Below are 21,700 nucleotides of genomic sequence, written 5' to 3'. Positions count from 1 at the left end.
GCGTTCGCTACAATTCATTTTTCGAGAATGCTAGTTGGGCTTAATCTTCCTGTCCAGTGCGGGAGACCTCATGTCGATCACTACGCCGCTGACGGAGCTTCTCGGGATAAGGCATCCGATCCTTTCGGCGCCCATGGACACGGTTGCCGGCAGCCGGCTAACCCGCGCCGTCAGCGAGGCGGGAGGGTTCGGCATTCTGGGCGGTGGCTACGGCGATCGGGGGCGGCTACAGGCCGAGACGGCGGAGCTTAGGGGATTTGCACCGTTCGGGATCGGATTCATTACCTGGAGCCTGGCCAAGCAGCCGGACCTTCTCGACATCGCGCTCGATGCGCGCCCGCAGGCAGTCATGCTGTCGTTCGGCGATCCTGCGCCGTTCGCGCCGCGCATCAAGGCGAGCGGCGCGCGATTGATCTGCCAGGTGCAAACCGAGGCGATGGCAAAGCAGGCGCTCGATGCCGGCGCAGAGATTTTGATCGCACAGGGGACGGAGGCGGGTGGCCATGGCGCATCGCGCACCACGGTCGGTATCGTGCCTGATATCGTCGACCTCGCGGCCGGACGTGTGCCGGTCGTGGCGGCTGGCGGGATCGCCGACGGCCGTGGTCTTGCGGCGATGATGATGCTGGGTGCGTCCGGCGTGCTGATCGGCACGCGCTTCTATGCGAGCGTCGAGGCCAATGGCGCAGAGGGCGCGAAGCAGCGCATTCGCACGGCTGACGGCAATGGGACCGTGCGCGGGGTCGTCCCCGACTGGTCGCGAAAACTGTTCTGGCCGGCGCCGTTTACCGCGCGCGCGCTGGTCAACAGCCATATCAAGACCTGGACCGGCCGTGAGATCGAGCTGCTGCAACGCGCGGACGAGATTGCCAAGGACTATGCCGCGGCAAAAATGGCGGGCGATTTCGAAATCGCGGCCGTCTTTGCCGGAGAAGCGGTCGGCCTGATCCACGATATTCCCCCAGCGGCCGAGATCGTCGGACGGATTGCTGCTGAGGCCGAGCAGTTGCTGGCCGGCCAACGCAATTCGATCGCAGCGGCACAGGACTCTTCACCCTCCCTGGAGGGAGAGGGTAAGAACAGACAACCAAGAGAGACACACCATGTGGCCTGACCGTCGACTGATCGACCTCTTCAAGACCGAATTTCCGATCGTGCTGGCGCCGATGGCCGGTGTGATGGATGCCGAACTGGTGATCGCCGTGGCTCAGGGCGGCGGACTTGGCTCGTTGCCGAGCGCGATGCTGTCGCCGGAGAAGGCGCGCGAGCAGGTCAACATCATCCGCCAGCGTGTGAAGGCGCCGGTGAACATGAACTTCTTCTGTCACACGCCGGTCGATCTGACGGCCGGGGCCGAAGCGCGCTGGAAGCAACGGCTCGCTGGTTATTACGCCGAGCATGGCCTCGATCCGGCGGCGCCGATCAACGCCGCGAACCGCGCGCCGTTCGATGCCGCGTTCTGCGAGGTGGTCGAGGAGCTGAAGCCTGAAATCGTCAGCTTTCATTTCGGCCTGCCAGAGCCGACGCTGCTCAAGCGCGTCAAGGCGGCGGGCTGTCTCGTCATCTCATCCGCCACGACGGTGAAGGAAGCGGTCTGGCTCGAACAGCGCGGCGTCGATGCGGTCATTGCGCAGGGCGCCGAAGCCGGAGGCCATCGCGGCATGTTCCTGACCGACAAGATCTCCGAACAGCCCGGGACCTTCGCGCTGGTGCCGCAGGTCGTCGATGCCGTGAAGGTGCCGGTGATCGCTTGCGGAGGCATCGCCGATGGGCGCGGCATTGCCGCGGCCTTCGCACTTGGTGCCTCTGGCGTGCAGATCGGCAGTGCGTATCTGCGCTGTCCGGAGTCCAAGGTGAGCGCAGGCGGCCGCAAGGCGCTCGCTGAGGCGGGCGACGATTCCACCGTCATCACCAATGTCATGACCGGACGTCCGGCGCGCGGTGTCCAGAATCGCCTGATGCGCGAGCTCGGGCCGATCTCGCCGGATGCGCCGCCGTTTCCCCATGCGGCGACCGCGCTGGGACCGCTGAAGGCGGCTGCCGAAAAGCAGGGCAGGGTGGATTTCACCAATCTCTGGGCCGGCCAGGCTGTGGCCCTTGGCCGTGAGGTCCCCGCGGCCGAATTGACCCGGGATTTCGCCAGATCGGCGCTGGCTCGCCTGAAAGCGCTGGCTGGGTAGGTTCCAGCCCCGGTTGCGGCGGAAAACCGGCCTCTGCTATACGGCACATAGGTTTTGCCGTGAGAGGCCTTATATAATGTCCGTCGACGCCGCTACCGTCCGCCGCATCGCGCATCTGGCGCGCATTGCGGTTTCCGAGGACGAGGTTCCGCATCTGCAAGGCGAGCTCAACGCCATGCTCGCTTTCGTCGAGCAGCTTTCGGAGGTCAATGTCGAGGGCGTGGAGCCCATGACCTCGGTCACCCCGATGCAGATGAAGAAGCGGCAAGACGTGGTGAACGACGGCGAGATCGCCGACGATATCGTTGCCAACGCGCCTGAGACCGAAGGTCACTTCTTCCTGGTGCCGAAGGTCGTCGAGTAGCATAGCGTTTTCGAGCGAAGTGGAATCCGGTTCGCGTCAAGAAACGCGTCAACTAAAGACTCTTAGGACGCCGTGCGATGTGCATGCTTTGCGACGATGAGAAGGCCTATCAGGCCTACATGAACTACCTCGACAAGATGGAACGGCAGGGTAAGGCTGCCGATCCCAACGTCGCCGTCAATGCCGTGCTCGACGAAATGCAGGCCGCCGCGGATGCGGCCGCCAAAAAAGACGACCCGGCCAACGACAAGACCCTGTCTCCTTTCTTCTGTAGCCCGATCAATAAATGACCGATTTGACATCGCTGACGCTCGCCGAGGCCCGTAAGGGTCTCGCCGACAAGACTTTCACGTCGCTGGAGCTGACCGACGCGCATCTGAGCGCGATCGAGAAAGCGCGCGTGCTCAATGCCTTCGTGATGGAGACGCCGGACCAGGCGCGGGCCATGGCGCGCGAGGCGGACGGCAGGATCGTCAAGGGCGACGCCGGTCCGCTCGCCGGCATCCCGCTCGGCATCAAGGATCTGTTCGCGACCAAGGGGGTGCGCACCACGGCGTGCTCGAAGATCCTCGGCAATTTCGTGCCGACCTATGAGTCGACCGTCACCTCGCAGCTCTGGCGCGACGGCGCCGTCATGCTCGGCAAGCTCAACAATGACGAGTTCGCGATGGGCTCGGCGAACGAGACCTCGTGCTTCGGTCCCGTCGGCAATCCCTGGCGGCGCGAGGGCTCCAACACCACCCTGGTGCCGGGTGGCTCGTCCGGCGGCTCGGCCTCGGCGGTGGCTGCGCTGCTGTGCATGGGCGCGACCGCGACCGACACCGGCGGCTCGATCCGCCAGCCGGCGGCGTTCACCGCAACCGTGGGCATCAAGCCGACTTATGGCCGCTGCTCGCGCTGGGGCATCGTCGCGTTTGCCTCTTCGCTCGACCAGGCCGGTCCAATTGCGCGCAGCGTGCGCGACAGCGCGATGCTGCTGCGCTCGATGGCCGGCCACGATCCGAAGGACACGACTTCGGTCGATATTGCCGTGCCTGATTATGAAGCCGCGATCGGCAAATCCGTGAAGGGCATGAAGATCGGCATTCCCAAGGAGTATCGTCTCGACGGCATGCCGGGCGAGATCGAGAAGCTCTGGAGTGAGGGCGCGGCGTGGCTGAAGGCGGCCGGCGCCGAGCTGGTCGAGGTATCGCTGCCGCACACCAAATACGCGCTGCCGGCCTATTACATCGTGGCGCCGGCGGAGGCCTCCTCCAACCTCGCGCGTTACGACGGCGTCCGCTATGGCCTGCGCGAGCACGGCAAGACCATCACCGAGCTGTACGAGAACACCCGCGCCAAAGGTTTTGGCGCCGAGGTGCGCCGCCGCGTCATGATCGGCACCTATGTGCTCTCGGCCGGCTACTACGACGCCTATTATCTGCGCGCCCAGAAGGTGCGCACGCTGATCAAGAGGGATTTTGAGGATTGCTTCGAGAGGGGTGTGGACGCGATCCTCACCCCGGCGACGCCGTCGGCGGCCTTCGGCATCGGTGAGAAAGGCGGGGCCGATCCCGTCGAGATGTATCTCAACGACATCTTCACGGTCACCGTGAATATGGCGGGCCTGCCGGGCATTGCCGTGCCATCAGGCAAGGACGGCCAGGGCCTGCCTCTCGGCCTGCAACTGATCGGCCGTCCATTCGAGGAGGAGACGTTGTTCTCGCTCGGCGAAGTGATCGAGCAGGCGGCCGGCCGCTTCACGCCCGCGAGGTGGTGGTGAATGTCGCCGGCTTCATCGCAAGCCTCGATGGTGCGGCACCCGCGCCGGAGTTGAGCGCGCCGCTCGCGGGTCTCTGGTGGGCTGCGAAGGGCGACTGGGACCAGGCGCACAGGATCGTCCAGGACGAGAGCAGCCGCGAGGCGGCCTGGGTGCACGCGTATCTGCACCGCATCGAAGGCGATCTCGGCAATGCCGGGTACTGGTATCGCCAGGCCGGCCAGGTCGCGGCAAAGGATTCATTGGCAGCGGAGTGGGAGCGGATCGCTGCCACGCTGCTCGGGAGCAGGACATGAGCACGGCTACGCACAAGCTTCTCAAGGGCGCCACCGGCGACTGGGAGACGGTCATCGGCATGGAGATCCACGCCCAGGTGACATCCAAATCAAAATTGTTCTCGGGCGCCTCGACTGCGTTCGGTGGTGATCCAAACACCCAAGTGTCGCTGGTCGATGCGGCCATGCCGGGCATGCTGCCTGTGATCAACGAGGAATGCGTCAGGCAGGCTGTCCGGACCGGGCTCGGTCTCAACGCAAAGATCAATCTGCGTTCGGTGTTCGACAGGAAGAACTATTTCTATCCGGACCTGCCGCAGGGCTACCAGATCAGCCAGTACAAGTCGCCGATCGTGGGCGAGGGCGACGTGCTGGTCGAGCTCGACGGTGGCCGCAGCGTCTCCATCGGCATCGAGCGGCTGCATCTGGAGCAGGATCCGGCAAAGATGCAGCACGACAAGCTGCCGTCGCAATCCCTGATCGATCTCAACCGCTGCGGCGTGGCGCTGATGGAGATCGTTTCCAAGCCCGATATCCGCGACGCCGAGCAGGCCAAGGCCTATGTGACCAAGCTGCGCTCGATCATGCGCTATCTCGGCACCTGCGACGGCGACATGGAGAAGGGATCCTTGCGCGCCGACGTCAACGTCTCCGTGCGCAAGCCGGGCGCGCCGCTCGGCACCCGCTGCGAGATCAAGAACCTGAACTCCATCACCTTCATCGGCCAGGCCATCGAGTACGAGGCGCGCCGCCAGATCGAGATTTTGGAGGACGGCGGCAAGATCGATCAGGAAACACGGCTCTACGACCCCAACAAGGGCGAGACGCGCTCACTGCGGTCGAAGGAAGAGGCGCATGACTACCGCTACTTCCCCGATCCGGATCTGCTGCCGCTGGAGTTCTCGCAGAGCTTCGTGGACGAGCTGAAGGCAGCGCTTCCCGAGCTGCCGGACCAGAAGAAGGCGCGTTTTGTCGCCGACTTCGGCCTCTCGGGTTATGATGCGGGCGTGCTGGTGGCCGAGCGCGAGAGCGCCGTGTTCTACGAGACGGTGCTCGACAGGCTCGCCAACCGCGCCCGCGACGGCAAGATGGCGACGAATTGGGTGATCAACGAACTGTTCGGCCGTCTCAACAAGGAGGGCCGTGATATTACCGACTCTCCTGTGACGTCCGAGCAGCTGGCGGCGATCATCGACCTGATCGGCGAGGGCACGATCTCGGGCAAGATCGCCAAGGATCTGTTCGAGATCGTCTGGCAGGAGGGCGGCGACCCGCGCGCGCTGGTCGAAAGCCGCGGCATGAAGCAGGTCACGGATCTTTCGGCGATCGAAAAGGTTGTCGACGACATCATCGCGGCCAATCCCGACAAGGCTGCGCAGGTGAAGGACAAGCCGCAGTCGCTTGGCTGGTTCGTGGGCCAGGTGATGAAGTCGTCAGGCGGCAAGGCCAACCCGCAGAGCGTCAACGACCTGCTCAGGTCCAAGCTCGGCATCTGACGTCACGCGTTCGGACGAGGTGACGGACGCGCATCGTCACCTCGCTTGACCCCGTGATGCGACGCTCGCGCGCGTCATCTGCGGCAATCATCAGCTGCTCAAAGGCGCGCAGCGCCGCCGAATCGCCACCGCGCGATTCGCGCAAAACGGCGACTTGCACACGCTCCGACGAGCGCTCCCGCCGTTAAGCATGAAAATAATTTCGTTGCCAAAATTCGCGACTCAGAGTCCGCGACTCGCCTCCGCTGCGCGATCGCGTGCTTCGCAGCGTTCATCGTCGCGCTGATCGCGCGAGATGTGCGTGAGCAGAATAATGCTTGCTGCATAGGATATTCCGGCAGTCGCGGCGCTTGCCGACGTCGATGCCGAGAGAAGCATTTGCAATCGTGGACGCGAGTGGCTGCCGACTGGCAAATCAAGCGCGGCTGGCGCACGCGCGCTGCGTCGTCAACACTTCCTTAAGTGAGAAGATGTTTTTTTCGTCGTGTTGGTGTATTTGGGGTGAGCGCACATTCGATCCCCGAATGCGCGCAGCGATTAAAGCCATCTCACACATCGGAGGGCAACATGGCCAAGAAAGCGAAGAAGGCGAAGAAGGCGAAGAAGGCGAAGAGCGCAGTGAAGAAGACTGCGAAGAAGACCCGCAAGGTCGCGAAGAAGAAGTAACTTCGACTTCTGAAGTTGCCGGCTCCTAGCAGCCGGCACGTCATCAGCGCCTCCCAGAGGTTCTGGTCGACGACAGAGGGTGTCGGCGAGACATCAGGTCAACGGTCGGATCGTCAGCTTCGCGGGCCTGCCCGCCAAAGTCCGGTCCGGCAGAAGAAACGAGTTTTCTTCGTTCGGTGCGGTCTCCCTGAACAAGGGCTCCGCAATTCCACACGCGGCCTTCGGGCTCATTTGGAATCTGGTCCTGACGTGTTCGCCGACGCCCTCGTTCCCTGAGGCCGGGGTATTGCCGGCAATCCCTTTCCCGACATTGTTGATCTGACTGCGCCGCCGCTGTGCGTGGCCGGGCTGTCGAGGCTAGGCGCGCCGGCATGATTGTCGCGCGCGCCACCTCCCAGGACATGTGACCGCACGAGGCGTGGCACTGTGCGCGATGGTTATCGATGTCCGAAAATCACAGGGTAAACGCATCCTGAGGAAACGCAGAAGTACCTGCAAATCAGGGACTTCTTGAAATTCTCGCGCGCGCGGCGCGGCTTCCCGTTTACGTCTGCTTCATCGCGATACTTAAACTGCCATTCAAATTTGCCCGCCATCATCGCCTTCAACAAGCCGGCAAACGGCATCGGGCAAGAGGCCCTTGGGGATGAGTTGAACAGCGCACGATCCCAGAAGGGATTTTGCACATCAGAGTTGGACGGGAGCCGCGCTCCGGGGATTAGAGGCGGCATAAGAAAAGGGGATGCGTTATGTTTCAGGGTACTTTCGATCTCGATACGGCGACGCCGATCGATGGGACCGCGCTGTCAGACGTTCTGTTCGAGCGCGGACTCTATTGGGCGAGCGGCCGCTCGGGTCTGATCGACCTCGTCGCCGCGCACAAATGGTTCAATCTTGCTGCCCTGAAGGGCCGCCGGGACGCCGTTGCGCTGCGCCAGGAAGTGGCGGGGCAGATGTCGGAGGCCGAGATCGCGACCGCGCAGCGAGAGGCGAGGGCGTGGGCGTCCGCGCACTGAGCGGTTCAGCGCCCCGACCCCCGGGAAACTCGACTTCGACTGGCGGGCTTGGGCTGCGAGCGCCTCTCCTGCGGTTCAAGCCAGCCACGGTCCCAAATCCTCGTTGCAGCATCGCCTCGCAGGCGGCCCGCAGCTGGGTGGCGGAGAGGGAGGGATTCGAACCCTCGATACAGCTTGAGACCGTATGACGCTTTAGCAAAGCGTTGCCTTCAGCCACTCGGCCACCTCTCCGGTGCGAGCCTTATGCATCTAATTGCTTGGGCCGGTCAATTTGGAAGCGTGTGTTTTCGCTCGAATATTCCCAACGATTTCCGCCGATGCGGGATTCCCTGACCTTCGGGGGGTTCCCAGACATATAGAGTGTCCGTGACACACGCACGCGGTGGCGCCGGGGGCAGCTGTTTCCGGCTCGCCGAGCCTTACGGGATTACACATCCCGCTCCAGTCCCCGCATTCCCCGATTCGGGTGCTCAGACCTGGAGCTGTGCGTAAGCTGGCCCGGGCACGACCAAACGCGAATTTCGACCGCAAACGAACTTGTCAAAAAAGACAAGTAAAAACAATTGATTAGCGATGCCGCGCGATCACATCTGCGTGTTAATTGTGCAACACCCGTCGAAAAACACGCTTGATAGGCCCGTTCCGGAGCGATCTTTTGTTGTGTGTGCAACGACGTTCAGTTGTTGTGATCCGGCGACGGAGGGGGGCATCCCGAGGTCGTCCCGTTTAGGTCTTTCGCTTAAGTCCCTCGTGTTCCTGCGGGTGTGTCCGAAGACGCGAAGGTGGCCAGGGCGGTGATTTAGAGGGGGTTGGGGAATTGGCCGTCCGGGTCAGTGACCTTCCCTGAAGAGCAACTTGGAGGTTTAACATGAACTTTAAGAGCCTTTTGCTCGGCTCAGTGGCGGGTCTGCTCGCCGTTGGCGGAGCCCAGGCAGCCGACCTTCCGTTGAAGGCAAAGGCCGTCGAATACGTGAAGATCTGCTCGCTGTACGGTGCGGGTTTCTACTACATCCCCGGCACCGACACCTGCATCAAGCTGGGTGGTTACGTCCGCGCGGACATGATCCTCGGCGGCGCTAACGACTATGGCTTCCGGTTTAGCTCGGGCACCTTCAACGGCGGCTCGAACAACCGTCTGACGAACTACTATTACAGCCGCGCTCGTATGGACCTCACGGTCGATACCCGCACCGCAACCGAGTACGGCGTGGTCCGCACCTTCGCCGACATGGTGTTCAGCGTTGACTCCCAAACGGTCTCCGCGAGCAACCCGTCAGCCGCCGCGGGCGGCACTGCTGGTCTCGGCCTCTACCACGCCTTCATCCAGTTCGCTGGCTTCACCTTCGGTCGCACCGTCTCGATCTTCGATGCGCCGTGGACAGGCTATCCGGCTGGTGGTCCCGATACCATTCCGGGCGGCTCGAACTTCGTCACCGGTGTGAACCAGGCCACCTACACGGCTGACTTCGGCCAGGGCATCACCGCCGCAGTGTCGATCCAGGATCAGACGACGGGCAATGGCGGCGGTCAATCGAACCTGTGGAATGCGACCGGCTTTGCAACGGCCGCAGCGGCTGGTACTGCCCTCATCCAGGGCAACTACGGCACGTACGATTGGGGTGCGAACCGTTCTCCCGACATCGTCGGTCAGGTTCGTGTTGACCAGGCTTGGGGCCTGTTCCAAATCGCGGCTGTCGCACATGAGATCCACAGTGCGTACTACGGTACGTTTGAGACCAGCGATCACCCCGCCGATAAGTGGGGCTGGGCTGTGCAGGGCGCCTTGTCGATCAAGAACATCCCGACCGGTGCGGGTGACTCGATCAACATGCAGGCCGTCTACGCCGACGGTGCGGCTCACTACGTCTTCGGCAACATCTCGTGGCCGCAGAACTTCTCGATGTACAGCGGCAGCGGCATCGGCGCTTACCAGAGCGTTGGTTTCGCTGGCATTACCGACGGCGTCTTCGGCGCCGGCACTGGCATCGAGACGACCAAGGCTTGGGGCTTCCGCGGTGGTTACACCCACAACTGGACCCCGAACTGGGCGAGCGCCATCTACGGTGGCTATGCTCATATGGGCTACGGCAACACGAGCAAGGGCCTGATCTGCGCGAACTTCGCCACGATTGCCGTGGCTGGTTCGACCTGCAACCCGGACTTCAACATCGGCGTGATCGGTGTCAACACCGTCTGGACTCCGGTCAAGAACCTGGCGTTCACGGCTGACCTGAGCTACACGATGCTCGACCAGAAGTACTCGGGCGCCGTCACTGGCCCGGCCACTGCAGTTGCCGCCTTCGCGAAGCCGGCTGCGACCTACGAGCTGAAGGATCAGAACTCGCTGACCATGATGCTCCGCGCTCAGCGCAACTTCTAAGATCAATCATCCGATTGATTGGAGAGCCCCGGCAGGAAACTGCCGGGGTTTTTCTTTGTTGGTGATCCGACGTATGCTGTCCTGGAAGAATTGGCTGCGCTTCTCGGAGGAAGCGGTGCGGGAGTATTCAATCGTGAACAGTCGGATATTTCGGAGGCGGGCCACGATGGACGCGATTCGTGCAAGCCTCGTCGCTGGCGCTACAATCCTTGCTATCGGGCCAGCATCGGCCCAACGGTACGATCCCAATTACCCTGTATGCCTGCAAAGATGGGAGTGGGGCGGCAGCAGCACGATCTACTGCAGCTATGCTTCTTGGGAAGCGTGTAAAGAGGCTGCGCTCGGCTTGCCCGCAATGTGCATGGTCAACCCATATTGGTCCCAGCCGGGTTCAGCCGGCCCCGTCCGCGCCCCTCGTGGCCGGGCCGCTCCGGGCAGGACGTGGTGAAATCGGGACCGGCGTTGCGGCTTTCGCGTAAGCTGATACGCCCTCGGACGGGAGCGACGCTGTCGTGGAGCGCCGCTATTCCACGCTGCCGGCGCCACGGTGCAAATCGGCCTCGATCTGCAACCGCGTGCCGCCGCCGAAGCGGGCGCGGTAGACCTGGAGATTCTCCATGATCCGCTGCACGTAGTTGCGGGTTTCAGAGAAGGGAATCAGCTCGACCCAGTCGACCGCGTCGACCTTGGCGTCACGCGGATCACCGTAGCGGTCGATCCACTTCTTCACGCTGCCGCGCCCGGCGTTGTAGGCGGCAAACGTCATGATGTAAGAGCCGCGATAGTCCTCAAGCAGGCCGCCGAGTTCGGCCGCACCGAGCGTGGCATTGTACGAGGAATCGTTCTTCAGCCGCGACAGGTCGTAAGTCGCGCCGTGCCGCTTGCAGACATAGCGCGCCGCGTCCGGCGTCACCTGCATCAAACCGTAGGCCTGGGCAGGTGAGACCACGGCGGGGTTGAACGCGCTCTCCTGCCGCGCGATCGCGTAGACGATGCTGCGTTCGACCTCGGGGCCGATCTGTGAAAACTGCGGAATGCCGTTGACGGGGTAGGCATAGAAATCGAACGGCAGGCCGCGATTGAGTGCGGCTTTCCCGACCAGCAGCATGCCGCGCGCGTCGCCATAGCGCTGGGCCAGCTCGCCGAGGCCGGCCAGAGCCTCGGGATCGCCGTTCTCGCCCATGTCGGCGAGCAGCGGCACTGTCAGCTCGCGTTCATCGAGTTCGTAGAGCAATTGCGCGGCCCGCACGATCTCGAGCCGCCCGGCGCCGCGGCTGCGAGGCTGGCTGTTGAGCTCGATCTGCGGCAGGCCGAGCTTGGCGCGTGCCAGCTGGCCGTAATAGCTGGTCGATTGCTCGGCGGCGCGGGCATAGGCGTTGCGCGCCTCCTGCTGACGTCCGGCGGCCTCCGCCGCGCGCCCCTGCCAGTAACCGGCACGCGCCAGCGTGGTCGGATTGACGCTGCCGACGCCGATGCGGGCAAAGTGCTGGCTGGCCGCTGCGGGATCGTTGAGGAAGCGAAGTGCGATCCAGCCCGCCGTGAATTCCTGCTCGGTCTTGTAGATATCGCGCGAGGGCAGGGCCCCGTCGCGCGCAATCAGGTAGGCGCTGCGGAAGTCCTCGGTGTCGATCATCTTGCGAGCCAGGAGGCGCCGCTCGATCCACCATTCATCGAGATTGTAGAGCCGGTTCGGATCCTTCGGCGCCGACAGCATCAGTTGAGCCGCTTCGGCAAACTTCTCCTCCCGGCGCAGCAGCTGGATTTTGCTGAAGATGAAGCCGGGATCGCTGTGCAGCTCACGCGGCACCTCTTCGAGCAGCGCGCGCGTGTTCGGCGCCTTCTTGAAGGAGGCGATACGGGCCTTGGCGAGGGCGACATAGCCGGCGCCAAGCCGTTTTGCCGCGCGCAGCGCCGCCTCGTGCTCACTTCCGTAGAGCAGCGTGTCCATCCGCGCCTTCTGGTCGCCCGGCGTCAGCAGGGCGCCGAACTGATCGAGCGCGTTGTTCTCGGTCTCCTCCGACATCGGATCGCTGCGCCAGGCCTCGCGCACCAGCCGTTCGGCATTGGCTCGGTCACCGCGCGCCAGCATGGCCTTGGCAAGCACGAAGCGGCCTTTGGCCGAAACGGGGGATTCGTTCTCAAACCACGACCAGCCGACGGAATCGTCGCGCTTGTCATCCCACATCGCGGCTTCGAGCCGACGGCGCAGGAAGGTCTGCGACGGCCAGCTCGGATTGGCGGAGAGGAAGGCGCGGTAGCGCTCAACGCTGGCACCATTGTCCTCGCTGCGCAGGATGATCCATTCCGCTAGCTTTCGCGCGACCGGATCGGAAATCGAATCTGCGTAACTGCTGGCTTCGCCCGGCTTGCGCTTGCGCACCAGCTCGATGACGTTCTCCAGCGTCTCCTTGTCGGCTTGCGACGTCGATGAGGTCGCAGCGACCGCGGCTGGCGTAACCGGCTTGCGGGGCGCGGCGTGTTGGCGGGTCGCAGGCGCCAGCACGGGCGTCGCGACAGGTCTGGCGGAGGCTGGGCCCGGCGCGGAAGGTCTGACGGTGGCTGTCACCGCCGGCGCGTTCGCGGCCGGTCGTGATTTCGGCGCCGCAGCGGTAGGGGCGGGTTTCGGCTTGTCCTTCGCGTCCTTGCTGGCAGGCTTCTTCGCGGCAGCGGAAGCTGCTGGCGTGCTTGCGCCCTTGGCTGTCTCTTTGGCCGATCCCTTGGTCGTATCCTTCGCGGCCTGCTTGGCCGCCGGTTTCGCGGTTCCTTTGGCCGCCGGCTTCGCGGGTTGCTTAGCCGGTTGCTTGGCCGGTTGCTTGGCCGGTTCCTTCGCGGCGTCCTCGATCGCCTGACTGGACTTCGCCAGGGCGACACACCCGATCGACAGGCCGGCCATCAGGCACATGGCCAGACCGGCAGATCGCCATGCAGCACGAGGAAAGGAGGTCACGGCGGTTCGTCGCCCCGAATCAGTCAATTGGCTCAAGCCCCATCTGTACATCTGGGCTGTACAAGATCTGGCTGTATTTGATTGAATATGCGGACAAAATACCAACAGCCGCTTACCGTCGCCCGGTTTGTACCACCACCGCGGCAAAATCGCGGCTTAAACGGTGCGTCACGCGGATGCGGCCCTTTTACCGGCGGGGGAGACCCGATATGAAAGAGGCTTGCTCTAATTCTCGCCGCGTACGGAGGAAGTCCATGGCAGCCAAGACGAAATTCCGGGGGTCGTTCACTGCCTTGGTCACGCCGTTCAAAAATGGCTCGCTGGACGAGGCTGCGTTCCGCTCCCTGGTCAACTGGCAGATCTCCGAAGGCACCAACGGCCTGGTCCCGGTCGGCACCACCGGCGAGAGCCCGACGCTCTCCCACGATGAGCACAAGAAGGTCGTCGAATGGTGCATCGAGGAGGCCAAGGGCCGCGTGCCCGTCATCGCCGGCGCCGGCTCCAATTCGACCAAGGAAGCGGTTGAGCTTGCCCAGCATGCCGAAAAGGCGGGCGCCAATGCCGTCCTCGTGGTGACGCCCTACTACAACAAGCCGACCCAGGAAGGCATGTACCAGCACTTCAAGGCGATCAACGATGCGATCGGGATTCCGATCATCATCTACAACATCCCGCCGCGCTCGGTGATCGACATGTCGGTCGACACCATGAAGCGGCTATGGGAGCTGAAGAACATTGCCGGCGTCAAGGACGCCACCGCCAGCATGGTGCGCGTATCGCAGCAGCGCGCGGCACTCGGCGAGGACTTCAACCAGCTCTCCGGCGAGGATGCCACCATCATCGGCTACATGGCGCATGGTGGCCATGGCTGCATCTCGGTGACCTCGAACGTTGCGCCGCGCCTGTGCGCCGAGTTCCATGCCGCCTGGGCCAAGGGCGACGCCAAGGCTGCGCTCGCGATCCACGACAAGCTGATGCCGCTGCATAACAACCTCTTCGTCGAGAGCAATCCGGCGCCCGTCAAGTACGCGATGTCGCTGCTCGGCAAGTTCGACGAGACGCTCCGGTTGCCGATGGTTCCGGTCTCCGAGCCGACCCGCGCTGCGGTGCGCAGCGCCATGGTGCACGCCGGCCTGATCAACTGATTCCAGCCAACCGGGGGAGTCGTTCATGAGCGTCGACGAGAAGGGCAGGAAGATGCTCACGGAGTTCCGTGAGTTTGCCATGAAAGGCAACGTCGTCGACCTCGCAGTCGGCGTGATCATCGGCGCGGCCTTCGGCGCGATCGTCACCTCGCTGGTCGGTGACATCATCATGCCGGTCATCGGCGCCGCGACCGGCGGCCTCGACTTTTCGAACTACTACGTCCCCTTGTCGAAGGCGGTCACCGCCACCAACTTAGCGGATGCGAAAAAGCAAGGCGCCGTGCTCGCTTACGGCAACTTCCTGACGCTGACGATCAACTTCATCATCATCGCCTTCGTGCTTTTCCTGGTCATTCGCGCCATGAATACGTTGAAGCGCAAGGAAGAGACCAAGCCCGCCGAGCCGCCGAAGCCGTCGGAGGAGGTCGTTCTGCTCACCGAGATCCGCGATCTCCTCAAGAAGTGACGCGCGCGCTTCATCCAATTCGTTAGCGTCGCGGCGTATCTTTCTCAGGTTTGTTGTCCATGGCTGATAAGAACGAACGTCCTATCAAGGTCATGGCGGAAAATCGCAAGGCCCGCTTCAACTACGCGATCGAGGATACGGTCGAGGCGGGCATTGCGCTGACCGGCACCGAGGTGAAGTCGATCCGCAACGGCAAGAGCACGATTGCGGAGTCCTATGCGGATTCGAAGGATGGCGAGATCTGGCTGATCAACGCCACCATTCCCGAATATCTCCAGGGCAACCGCTTCAACCACGAGCCCAAGCGCCCGCGAAAGCTGCTGCTGCACCGCCGCCAGATCAACAAGCTGATGGGCGCGGTCGACCGCGAGGGCATGACGTTGATCCCGCTCAAGCTCTATTTCAACGAGCGGGGGCGGGCCAAGCTGCAGCTCGCGGTTGCAAAGGGCAAGAAGCTGCACGACAAGCGCGAGAGCGAGAAGAAGCGCGACTGGAGCCGGGAGAAGGGCCGCCTGATGCGGGCGAGGGGATAGCGAGATGAACCAGAAGAACCTGCTCGAGGTGGACTGGAGCCAGATTCCAGCCCCCACCGACGATGGCGGTGCGGCGCATCTGAAGGGGTTGATGGTGCCCGCGATCAGCCTGCTCGCAACCGATGACACCTCGGTCGATCTGTCGGTGCTCCCGGGTCGTACCGTGGTGTTCGCTTATCCCCGCACCGGCGAGCCCGGCAAGATCTCTCTGGTCGACGATTGGGACATGATCCCGGGTGCGCGCGGTTGCACGCCGCAGACCTGCGCGTTTCGCGACCTGTTCGCCGAGCTGAAGGCCGCCGGTGCGTCGCAGGTGTTTGGTCTCTCGACCCAGAGCAACGAATACCAGACCGAGATGGCGTCGCGGCTGCATCTGCCGTTCCCGGTGCTCTCGGACGAGAAGCTGGCCTTCACGCGCGCGCTCAATCTGCCGACCATGGAGGTTGCGGGCCTGACACTGATCAAGCGCCTCGCCCTGATCGTGGACGACGCAAAGATCACTCACGTGTTCTATCCGGTGTTCCCGCCCGACCGGAACGCCGGCGACGTGCTGGATTGGCTGAAAGCCAATCCCGCCAAAGCCTAGTCGAGGTCGGCCTTCACCCTAGCGAACACGCTGCGGAACATGTCCGGCGTCAGCACGCCCGTGTTGGTGTTGTAGCGGGAGCAGTGATAGCTGTCGTAGAGCTTGAACGGGCCCGCCTGGTGCACCGCGCCGTGGCCGAAGGGCGCCTGCGAGGCCTTCAGCTTCAGCGGCTTGAGCACGCTGTCGTGCGCAATCCGCCCGAGCGCGATGATCGCGCGCAGCTTCGGCATCGTGTCGAGATTGGCGACGAGAAACTGCCGGCAGGTGTTGATCTCCACCGGCAGCGGCTTGTTCTGCGGCGGAACGCAATGCACGGCATTGGCGATCCGGCAGTCGACCAGTTTGAGGCCGTCGTCGGGCCGGGCCTGATAAGTGCCCTTGGCGAAGCCGTATTCGAGCAGCGTGGCGTAGAGCAGGTCGCCGGCATAATCGCCAGTGAACGGCCGGCCCGTGCGGTTGGCGCCCTGCATCCCCGGCGCGAGGCCGACGATCAGCAGGCGCGCCCTGATGTCGCCGAAAGGTGGGACCGGGGCATTGTGCCACAACGGCTCGCGCGCGCGGTTCGCCTCGCGAAAGGCGACCAGGCGCGGGCAGAGCGGACAATCACGGTCGGGGACGAGGCTAGGGGCCTGGAGGCTTGACCGGGCCGCCTCACTCCTCGAAGTCGTCATCGCCCCTCGGCGCCATCGTGGTCGCGCGCTGGAGGAACTGGGGGGCGTGATGGCGCGCCTCGCGCTCGCCGCGGTCGCGCGGGGCGGGACGCTCGGACGGATCGCGGCCAAGCTTGGACTGCAACTCCACGAGGTCGGTAAAGACGTCGGCCTGGCGGCGCAGCTCGTCGGCGATCATGGGCGGCTGGCTGGCGATGGTGGAGATCACCGTGACCCGCACGCCGCGGCGCTGCACGGCCTCGACCAGGGAGCGGAAGTCACCGTCGCCCGAGAACAGCACCATCTGGTCAATGTGCTCGGCGAGCTCCATCGCGTCGACGGCGAGCTCGATGTCCATGTTGCCCTTGACCTTGCGGCGGCCGGACGCGTCGATGAACTCCTTGGTCGCCTTGGTGACGACGGTGTAGCCGTTGTAGTCGAGCCAGTCGATCAGGGGACGGATCGAGGAATATTCCTGATCCTCGATGATGGCTGTGTAGTAGAACGCCCGCAGCAGCGTTCCGCGGCTCTGAAATTCCTTCAGAAGGCGCTTGTAATCGATGTCGAAGCCGAGAGTCTTCGCTGTCGCGTAAAGATTGGCCCCGTCGATGAAGAGCGCGATCTTGTCGGTAGAGGAAGGTGACATTCAGTTTGCTCGCGTAGTGTTCGTGATCATGTCGTTATTGTTGGCGCAGCGGCAGCAAGCCGCGCAGTTCAAAGCCCTGCCGAAACCCGTCGAAGCCGCAAATCCGGAGAAGTCAGGGCAATCAAGGTATAGTTATGGCGGACTCTTGTACACCGGCGCCGCCCTCGACAGCGGCCCGGGAAGCCACCAGTCCTAGCCCTAATGTGGGGGTAGCAGAGCCGTTTGGCGAGGCCAAATCACAATTTGGCCTTGCGAAACCTGCCCGGCCCCTATAACTAGCGCCAATCATCCACATATTTCGTCCCACCCACAACGGAGCGACAGTCTATGGCTCGCGTCACCGTAGAAGATTGTATCGACAAGGTCGACAACCGCTTTGACCTGGTCCTGCTGGCCGCCCACCGCGCCCGCATGATTTCGTCCGGTTCACAGCTAACGGTTGACCGCGATAACGACAAGAACCCTGTTGTATCGTTGCGTGAAATTGCCGACCAGACCATCTCGCCGGAGGATCTCCGGGAGGAACTGGTGCACTCCCTCCAGAAGTTCGTCGAGGTCGACGAGCCCGAGCCGGATACGGTTCCGCTGATCGGCTCCGCCGGCGCCAGCGTCGATGCGGACGATACCGAAGTTGCCGTGGAGCGCATGACCGAAGAGGAGCTCCTGAAGGGCCTCGAGGGCCTCGCGCCGCCGGAAGAGCAGCCCGAGGAGGACGAGTAATCGTCTTACTCGCGATCGTCGACTTCTTGTGATCTTATCAAAGGCCCGAACCCGCGTTCGGGCCTTTGCTTTTGTTGACGTTTTCGTGGTTACCATAACGTTGCCGGTTCGCGCCGCGCGCCTGTCACCGAATTGATCGGCCGTGCCTGCGATCGCAGCTTAGGATGTATGCAACGGGCTGTTTCGTGGTCCGTTTGAAGGTAGGACGGCATGGTGTATCGACGCCGCAGATCCACGCAGATGCAGGCCGCGACCGAATCGGTTGCCGTGGCCCCGACTGCGCCGGTGGCACGGCCAGCGAAGCCGCGCGCGCGGATGATGCGTCAGTACGACCTCGTCGAGCGCGTCCGGTCCTACAATCCGAACACCAACGAAGACCTGCTGAACCGCGCCTATGTCTACGCCATGAAGGCGCACGGTTCGCAGACCCGCGCCTCCGGCGATCCGTATTTCTCGCACCCGCTGGAAGTGGCGGCGATTCTCACCGACCTGAAGCTCGACGATGCGACGATCGTCGCCGCGCTGCTGCACGACACCATCGAGGACACCGAGGCGACGCGTGCCGAGATCGACCAGCTCTTTGGTCCCGAGATCGGCGCGCTGGTGGAAGGCCTGACCAAGTTGAAACGGTTAGAGCTGGTGTCGCGCGAAGCCAAGCAGGCCGAGAACCTGCGCAAATTGCTGCTGGCGATTGCCGACGACGTCCGCGTGCTCCTGGTCAAGCTCGCCGACCGCCTGCACAACATGCGCACGCTCGATTTCGTGCCCACCGAATCGCGGCGGCGCATCGCCGAGGAGACGCTCGACATCTATGCGCCGCTGGCCGGTCGCATGGGCATGCAGGAAATGCGCGAGGAACTGGAGGATTTGTCCTTCCGCACCCTTGATCCGGACGCCTATTCGGTGGTGATGCAGCGGCTCGATGCGCTCGCCGAGCGCAACCGCAACCTGATCGGCGAGATCGAGGACCAGCTCTCCAACAATCTGCGCCACCGGGGTCTCGGCGCACGGGTCTATGGCCGCCGCAAGAAGCCGTTCTCCATCTGGACCAAGATGGAGCGCAAGTCGGTGGGCTTCGAGCAATTGTCCGACATTTTCGGCTTCCGCGTCGTCGTCAACGACATCGAGGCCTGCTATCGCGCGCTCGGCATCGTCCACACCACCTGGCCGGTCGTGCCCGGACGCTTCAAGGATTATATTTCGACGCCGAAGCAGAACGATTATCGATCGATCCACACCACGGTGATCGGTCCCGGCAACCAGCGCGTCGAGCTCCAGATCCGCACCGAGGCGATGGACCAGATCGCCGAACGCGGCATCGCAGCGCACGTCTTCTACAAGGAAGGTGTGGGCTCCCCGACCGAATTCCTCAAGCGCGAATCGAACGCATTCGCCTGGCTGCGCCACACTATCGGCATTCTCTCGGAGAGCGCCAACCCCGAGGAATTCCTCGAGCACACCAAGCTCGAGCTGTTCCACGACCAGGTGTTCTGCTTCACCCCGAAGGGCAAGCTCATCGCGCTGCCGCGCCATGCCAATGTGATCGACTTCGCCTATGCCGTGCATACCGACGTCGGCAACAGCGCGGTGGGCTGCAAGATCAACGGCCAGTTCGCCCCGCTGTCCTCGGAGCTTCAGAATGGAGACGAGGTCGAGGTGCTGACCTCGGAAGCGCAGTCGGCGCCGCCCTCGGCCTGGGAAACGCTGGCGGTCACCGGCAAGGCGCGCGCCGCAATCCGGCGCGCAACGCGCACCGCGGTGCGCGATCAATATGCCGGCCTTGGCCGACGTATCGTCGAGCGCCTGTTCGAGCGCGCCAAGATCGAATACGCCGACGACAAGCTCAAGGGCGCGCTTCCGCGGCTTGCGCGCACATCGATCGAGGACGTCATGGCGGCCGTCGGCCGCGGCGAGATCAAGGCCTCCCACGTCGCGCGCGCGATGTATCCCGACTACAAGGAGGAGCGCGTCGCGCGTTATGGCATCAAGAAGGGGTTCGCCGCCAAGCTCAAGGAGAAGGTGCTCGAGCGGTCGCGTAGCCCGGTTGCGATCCCGATCGGCGGCAACAACTCCGATCTGCCGGTGAAGTTCGCGCCGAACGGCGGCGCCGTGCCAGGCGACCGCATCGTCGGCATCGTCACGCCGGGTGAGGGGATTACGATCTATCCGATCCAGTCGCCGGCCTTGAAGGATTTCGAGGAGGAGCCGGAGCGTTGGCTCGACGTCCGCTGGGATATCGAGGACTCCGCGCCGCAGCGTTTCCCGGCGCGCATCAAGGTCGAGAACGTCAACGAGCCCGGCGCGCTGGCGCAGATCGCGACCGTGATCGCCGAGCATGACGGCAACATCGACAACATCAGCATGCAGCGCCGCTCACCCGACTTCACGGAGACGACGATTGATCTCGAAGTCTACGATCTCAAGCATCTGAGCGCGATCCTGGCGCAGCTTCGCGCAAAAGCGGTCGTCGCCAAGGTCGAACGTGTTAATGGATAGGCGCCCGTTGCGTTTGCCTGTTTCTCCGATCTCGTGAGTCCTGAAATGCCTGCATCCCCGCTCCGCCTCGGCGTCAATATCGACCATGTCGCGACCGTCCGTAATGCACGCGGCGGCGGCCACCCCGATCCTGTCCGTGCTGCGCTGCTTGCGATCGAGGCCGGCGCCGACGGCATCACCGCGCATTTGCGCGAGGACCGCCGGCACATTCGTGACGAGGACATGGCGCGGCTGAAGGCCGAGATTTCCAAGCCGCTGAATTTCGAGATGGCGGCGACGGATGACATGATGCGCATCTCGCTCGCGACCAAACCGCATGCGGTGTGCCTGGTGCCTGAACGGCGCCAGGAGGTGACGACCGAGGGCGGGCTCGACGTGGTCGGTCAGCACAATGCGCTCGCGCCCTATATCGCGCGGCTCACCGATGCCGGCATCCGCGTCTCGCTGTTCATCGCGGCGGACCCCGCGCAGATCGCGATGGCGGCGCAGTTGCGCGCGCCCGTCATCGAGATCCATACCGGCGCCTGGTGTGACGCCGTGGTCGACGGCCGTGCCGACAAGGCCGAAGCCGAGTGGCAGCGGATCGTGGCGGGCGCGAAGGCCGCGAAGGATGCGGGATTGGAGGTCCACGCCGGTCACGGGCTCGACTACGCGACGGCGGAGAAGATCGCCTCGCTGCCCGAGATCAAGGAGCTCAACATCGGCTACTACATGATCGGCGAAGCCCTGTTCGTCGGGCTTGCCGAGACGGTGCGCAAAATGCGCGCAGCGATGGATCGCGGCCGGAGCCGGGCATGATCATCGGCATCGGCTCCGACCTCATCGATATCACGCGGGTGGCCAAGGTGATCGAGCGTCATGGCGAGCGTTTCCTCGACCGCATCTTCACGGCGGCCGAGCGGGCCAAGGCGGAGCGGCGGGCCAAGAACGAGAAGATGGTGGTGGCGACCTATGCCAAGCGCTTTGCCGCCAAGGAGGCCTGCTCCAAGGCGCTCGGCACCGGCATCCGGCAGGGCGTCTGGTGGCGCGACATGGGGGTGGTCAATCTGCCGGGGGGACGACCTTCCATGCGGCTGACCGGGGGGGCGCTGGCCAGGCTCCAGGCCCTGACGCCTGATGGCTTCGAGGCTCAGATCGATCTGTCGATCACCGATGATTGGCCGTTGGCACAGGCCTTCGTGATCATTTCCGCCGTCCCGCTGGCCAAGTCCTGAGGGGTTGTCGGTCGATTTATAATTCGTGTTGAATTTCAATGTGTTATTTGTTTTTGATGCGATCCTTGATTGCGTGGCCCGCGACAACCGTCTAAAAGTCCGCCAATGCAAATCACGCTGGGCGAATTCGGCTTTACGCCAGAATTGGCCCTCATTATCAG

21 protein-coding genes and 1 tRNA gene are annotated in these 21,700 nt (G+C 63.5%); 18 read left to right on the top strand and 4 right to left on the bottom strand.

Features of this window, described 5'->3' with window-relative positions; translation table 11 throughout:
• Nucleotides 1–70: 70 nt before the first annotated feature.
• From ACVW16_RS03185 to ACVW16_RS03150, 8 genes are all read left to right on the top strand, one after another.
• A complete protein-coding gene (locus tag ACVW16_RS03185; protein ID WP_456735363.1) occupies nt 71–1,114 on the top strand; it encodes an NAD(P)H-dependent flavin oxidoreductase in 1,044 nt (347 codons plus the stop codon).
• The gene (locus ACVW16_RS03180; protein WP_456703932.1) at nt 1,104–2,180 is read left to right on the top strand and encodes an NAD(P)H-dependent flavin oxidoreductase; all 1,077 of its coding nucleotides are present in this window, start codon (nt 1,104–1,106) and stop codon (nt 2,178–2,180) included. The genes ACVW16_RS03185 and ACVW16_RS03180 overlap by 11 nt, the downstream gene beginning before the upstream one ends.
• Before the next feature lie 76 nt (nt 2,181–2,256).
• Entirely contained in the window at nt 2,257–2,544 is a 288-nt protein-coding gene (gatC, locus tag ACVW16_RS03175; RefSeq protein ID WP_456703931.1) for an Asp-tRNA(Asn)/Glu-tRNA(Gln) amidotransferase subunit GatC, read from the top strand.
• A gap of 77 nt (nt 2,545–2,621) precedes the next feature.
• On the top strand, nt 2,622–2,834 hold the full coding sequence (locus ACVW16_RS03170) for a hypothetical protein (protein ID WP_456735362.1): 213 nt from the start codon (nt 2,622–2,624) through the stop codon (nt 2,832–2,834).
• Nucleotides 2,831–4,306: an Asp-tRNA(Asn)/Glu-tRNA(Gln) amidotransferase subunit GatA gene (gatA, locus tag ACVW16_RS03165; protein ID WP_456735361.1), complete on the top strand. Its 1,476-nt coding sequence runs from the start codon at nt 2,831–2,833 to the stop codon at nt 4,304–4,306. Before ACVW16_RS03170 ends, gatA begins: the two co-directional genes overlap by 4 nt.
• Nucleotides 4,297–4,599 carry a hypothetical protein gene (locus tag ACVW16_RS03160; RefSeq protein WP_456735360.1) on the top strand — a complete coding sequence of 101 codons (303 nt, stop codon included), beginning with the start codon at nt 4,297–4,299 and terminating at the stop codon, nt 4,597–4,599. The genes gatA and ACVW16_RS03160 overlap by 10 nt, the downstream gene beginning before the upstream one ends.
• Nucleotides 4,596–6,074 carry an Asp-tRNA(Asn)/Glu-tRNA(Gln) amidotransferase subunit GatB gene (gene gatB / locus ACVW16_RS03155; protein ID WP_456802229.1) on the top strand — a complete coding sequence of 493 codons (1,479 nt, stop codon included), beginning with the start codon at nt 4,596–4,598 and terminating at the stop codon, nt 6,072–6,074. The genes ACVW16_RS03160 and gatB overlap by 4 nt, the downstream gene beginning before the upstream one ends.
• A gap of 1,415 nt (nt 6,075–7,489) precedes the next feature.
• The gene (locus tag ACVW16_RS03150) at nt 7,490–7,756 is read left to right on the top strand and encodes a hypothetical protein (RefSeq protein ID WP_456703926.1); all 267 of its coding nucleotides are present in this window, start codon (nt 7,490–7,492) and stop codon (nt 7,754–7,756) included.
• A gap of 138 nt (nt 7,757–7,894) precedes the next feature.
• On the opposite strand, the gene ACVW16_RS03145 is transcribed toward ACVW16_RS03150, so the two are convergent.
• Nucleotides 7,895–7,987, bottom strand: a tRNA-Ser gene (locus ACVW16_RS03145).
• Between the two features lie 637 nt (nt 7,988–8,624).
• On the opposite strand from ACVW16_RS03145, the gene ACVW16_RS03140 reads away from it, so the two are divergent.
• Nucleotides 8,625–10,136, top strand: a complete 1,512-nt coding sequence (locus ACVW16_RS03140) for a porin (protein WP_456735359.1) — start codon at nt 8,625–8,627, stop codon at nt 10,134–10,136.
• 73 nt (nt 10,137–10,209) lie between these two features.
• Nucleotides 10,210–10,584, top strand: coding sequence for a DUF3551 domain-containing protein (locus ACVW16_RS03135; protein WP_456703924.1), 375 nt, complete (start codon nt 10,210–10,212; stop codon nt 10,582–10,584).
• Nucleotides 10,585–10,659: 75 nt separating this feature from the next.
• On the opposite strand, the gene ACVW16_RS03130 is transcribed toward ACVW16_RS03135, so the two are convergent.
• Nucleotides 10,660–13,029 carry a transglycosylase SLT domain-containing protein gene (locus ACVW16_RS03130; protein ID WP_456738178.1) on the bottom strand — a complete coding sequence of 790 codons (2,370 nt, stop codon included), beginning with the start codon at nt 13,027–13,029 and terminating at the stop codon, nt 10,660–10,662.
• A 308-nt stretch (nt 13,030–13,337) separates the two neighbouring features.
• Here ACVW16_RS03130 and dapA point away from each other — a divergent pair, with 308 nt between their 5' ends.
• Genes dapA through ACVW16_RS03110 form a run of 4 tightly spaced genes read left to right on the top strand, consistent with a single transcriptional unit; the run spans nt 13,338 to nt 15,813 of the window.
• On the top strand, nt 13,338–14,228 hold the full coding sequence (gene dapA / locus ACVW16_RS03125; protein ID WP_456735358.1) for a 4-hydroxy-tetrahydrodipicolinate synthase: 891 nt from the start codon (nt 13,338–13,340) through the stop codon (nt 14,226–14,228).
• Between the two features lie 52 nt (nt 14,229–14,280).
• On the top strand, nt 14,281–14,694 hold the full coding sequence (gene mscL, locus ACVW16_RS03120; protein WP_456705305.1) for a large conductance mechanosensitive channel protein MscL: 414 nt from the start codon (nt 14,281–14,283) through the stop codon (nt 14,692–14,694).
• A gap of 59 nt (nt 14,695–14,753) precedes the next feature.
• Complete coding sequence (smpB, locus tag ACVW16_RS03115; RefSeq protein WP_254194047.1) at nt 14,754–15,227, top strand: SsrA-binding protein SmpB; 474 nt, start codon at nt 14,754–14,756, stop codon at nt 15,225–15,227.
• Nucleotides 15,228–15,231: 4 nt separating this feature from the next.
• Nucleotides 15,232–15,813 carry a peroxiredoxin gene (locus ACVW16_RS03110; protein WP_456735357.1) on the top strand — a complete coding sequence of 194 codons (582 nt, stop codon included), beginning with the start codon at nt 15,232–15,234 and terminating at the stop codon, nt 15,811–15,813.
• Here ACVW16_RS03110 and ACVW16_RS03105 read toward each other — a convergent pair.
• Nucleotides 15,810–16,484 (bottom strand): uracil-DNA glycosylase, encoded by a 675-nt coding sequence (locus tag ACVW16_RS03105; protein ID WP_456703922.1) that lies wholly within the window; start codon nt 16,482–16,484, stop codon nt 15,810–15,812. The two genes, ACVW16_RS03110 and ACVW16_RS03105, sit on opposite strands and share 4 nt — an antisense overlap.
• Entirely contained in the window at nt 16,465–17,109 is a 645-nt protein-coding gene (locus ACVW16_RS03100; RefSeq protein WP_045008001.1) for a LabA-like NYN domain-containing protein, read from the bottom strand. The genes ACVW16_RS03105 and ACVW16_RS03100 overlap by 20 nt, the downstream gene beginning before the upstream one ends.
• A 327-nt stretch (nt 17,110–17,436) precedes the next feature.
• On the opposite strand from ACVW16_RS03100, the gene rpoZ reads away from it, so the two are divergent.
• From rpoZ to acpS, 4 genes are all read left to right on the top strand, one after another.
• Entirely contained in the window at nt 17,437–17,829 is a 393-nt protein-coding gene (rpoZ, locus tag ACVW16_RS03095; protein WP_027522935.1) for a DNA-directed RNA polymerase subunit omega, read from the top strand.
• A gap of 210 nt (nt 17,830–18,039) precedes the next feature.
• Nucleotides 18,040–20,325, top strand: coding sequence for a RelA/SpoT family protein (locus ACVW16_RS03090; protein ID WP_092228662.1), 2,286 nt, complete (start codon nt 18,040–18,042; stop codon nt 20,323–20,325).
• Between the two features lie 45 nt (nt 20,326–20,370).
• On the top strand, nt 20,371–21,123 hold the full coding sequence (locus ACVW16_RS03085; protein ID WP_456703921.1) for a pyridoxine 5'-phosphate synthase: 753 nt from the start codon (nt 20,371–20,373) through the stop codon (nt 21,121–21,123).
• Complete coding sequence (gene acpS / locus ACVW16_RS03080) at nt 21,120–21,539, top strand: holo-ACP synthase (protein ID WP_456703920.1); 420 nt, start codon at nt 21,120–21,122, stop codon at nt 21,537–21,539. The genes ACVW16_RS03085 and acpS overlap by 4 nt, the downstream gene beginning before the upstream one ends.
• The last annotated feature ends 161 nt before the right edge of the window (nt 21,540–21,700 follow it).

Source organism: Bradyrhizobium sp. USDA 4474, assembly GCF_054057515.1.
The sequence above is the reverse complement of the archived record's forward strand: the minus strand, read 5'-3'. Positions and strand labels throughout refer to the sequence as shown.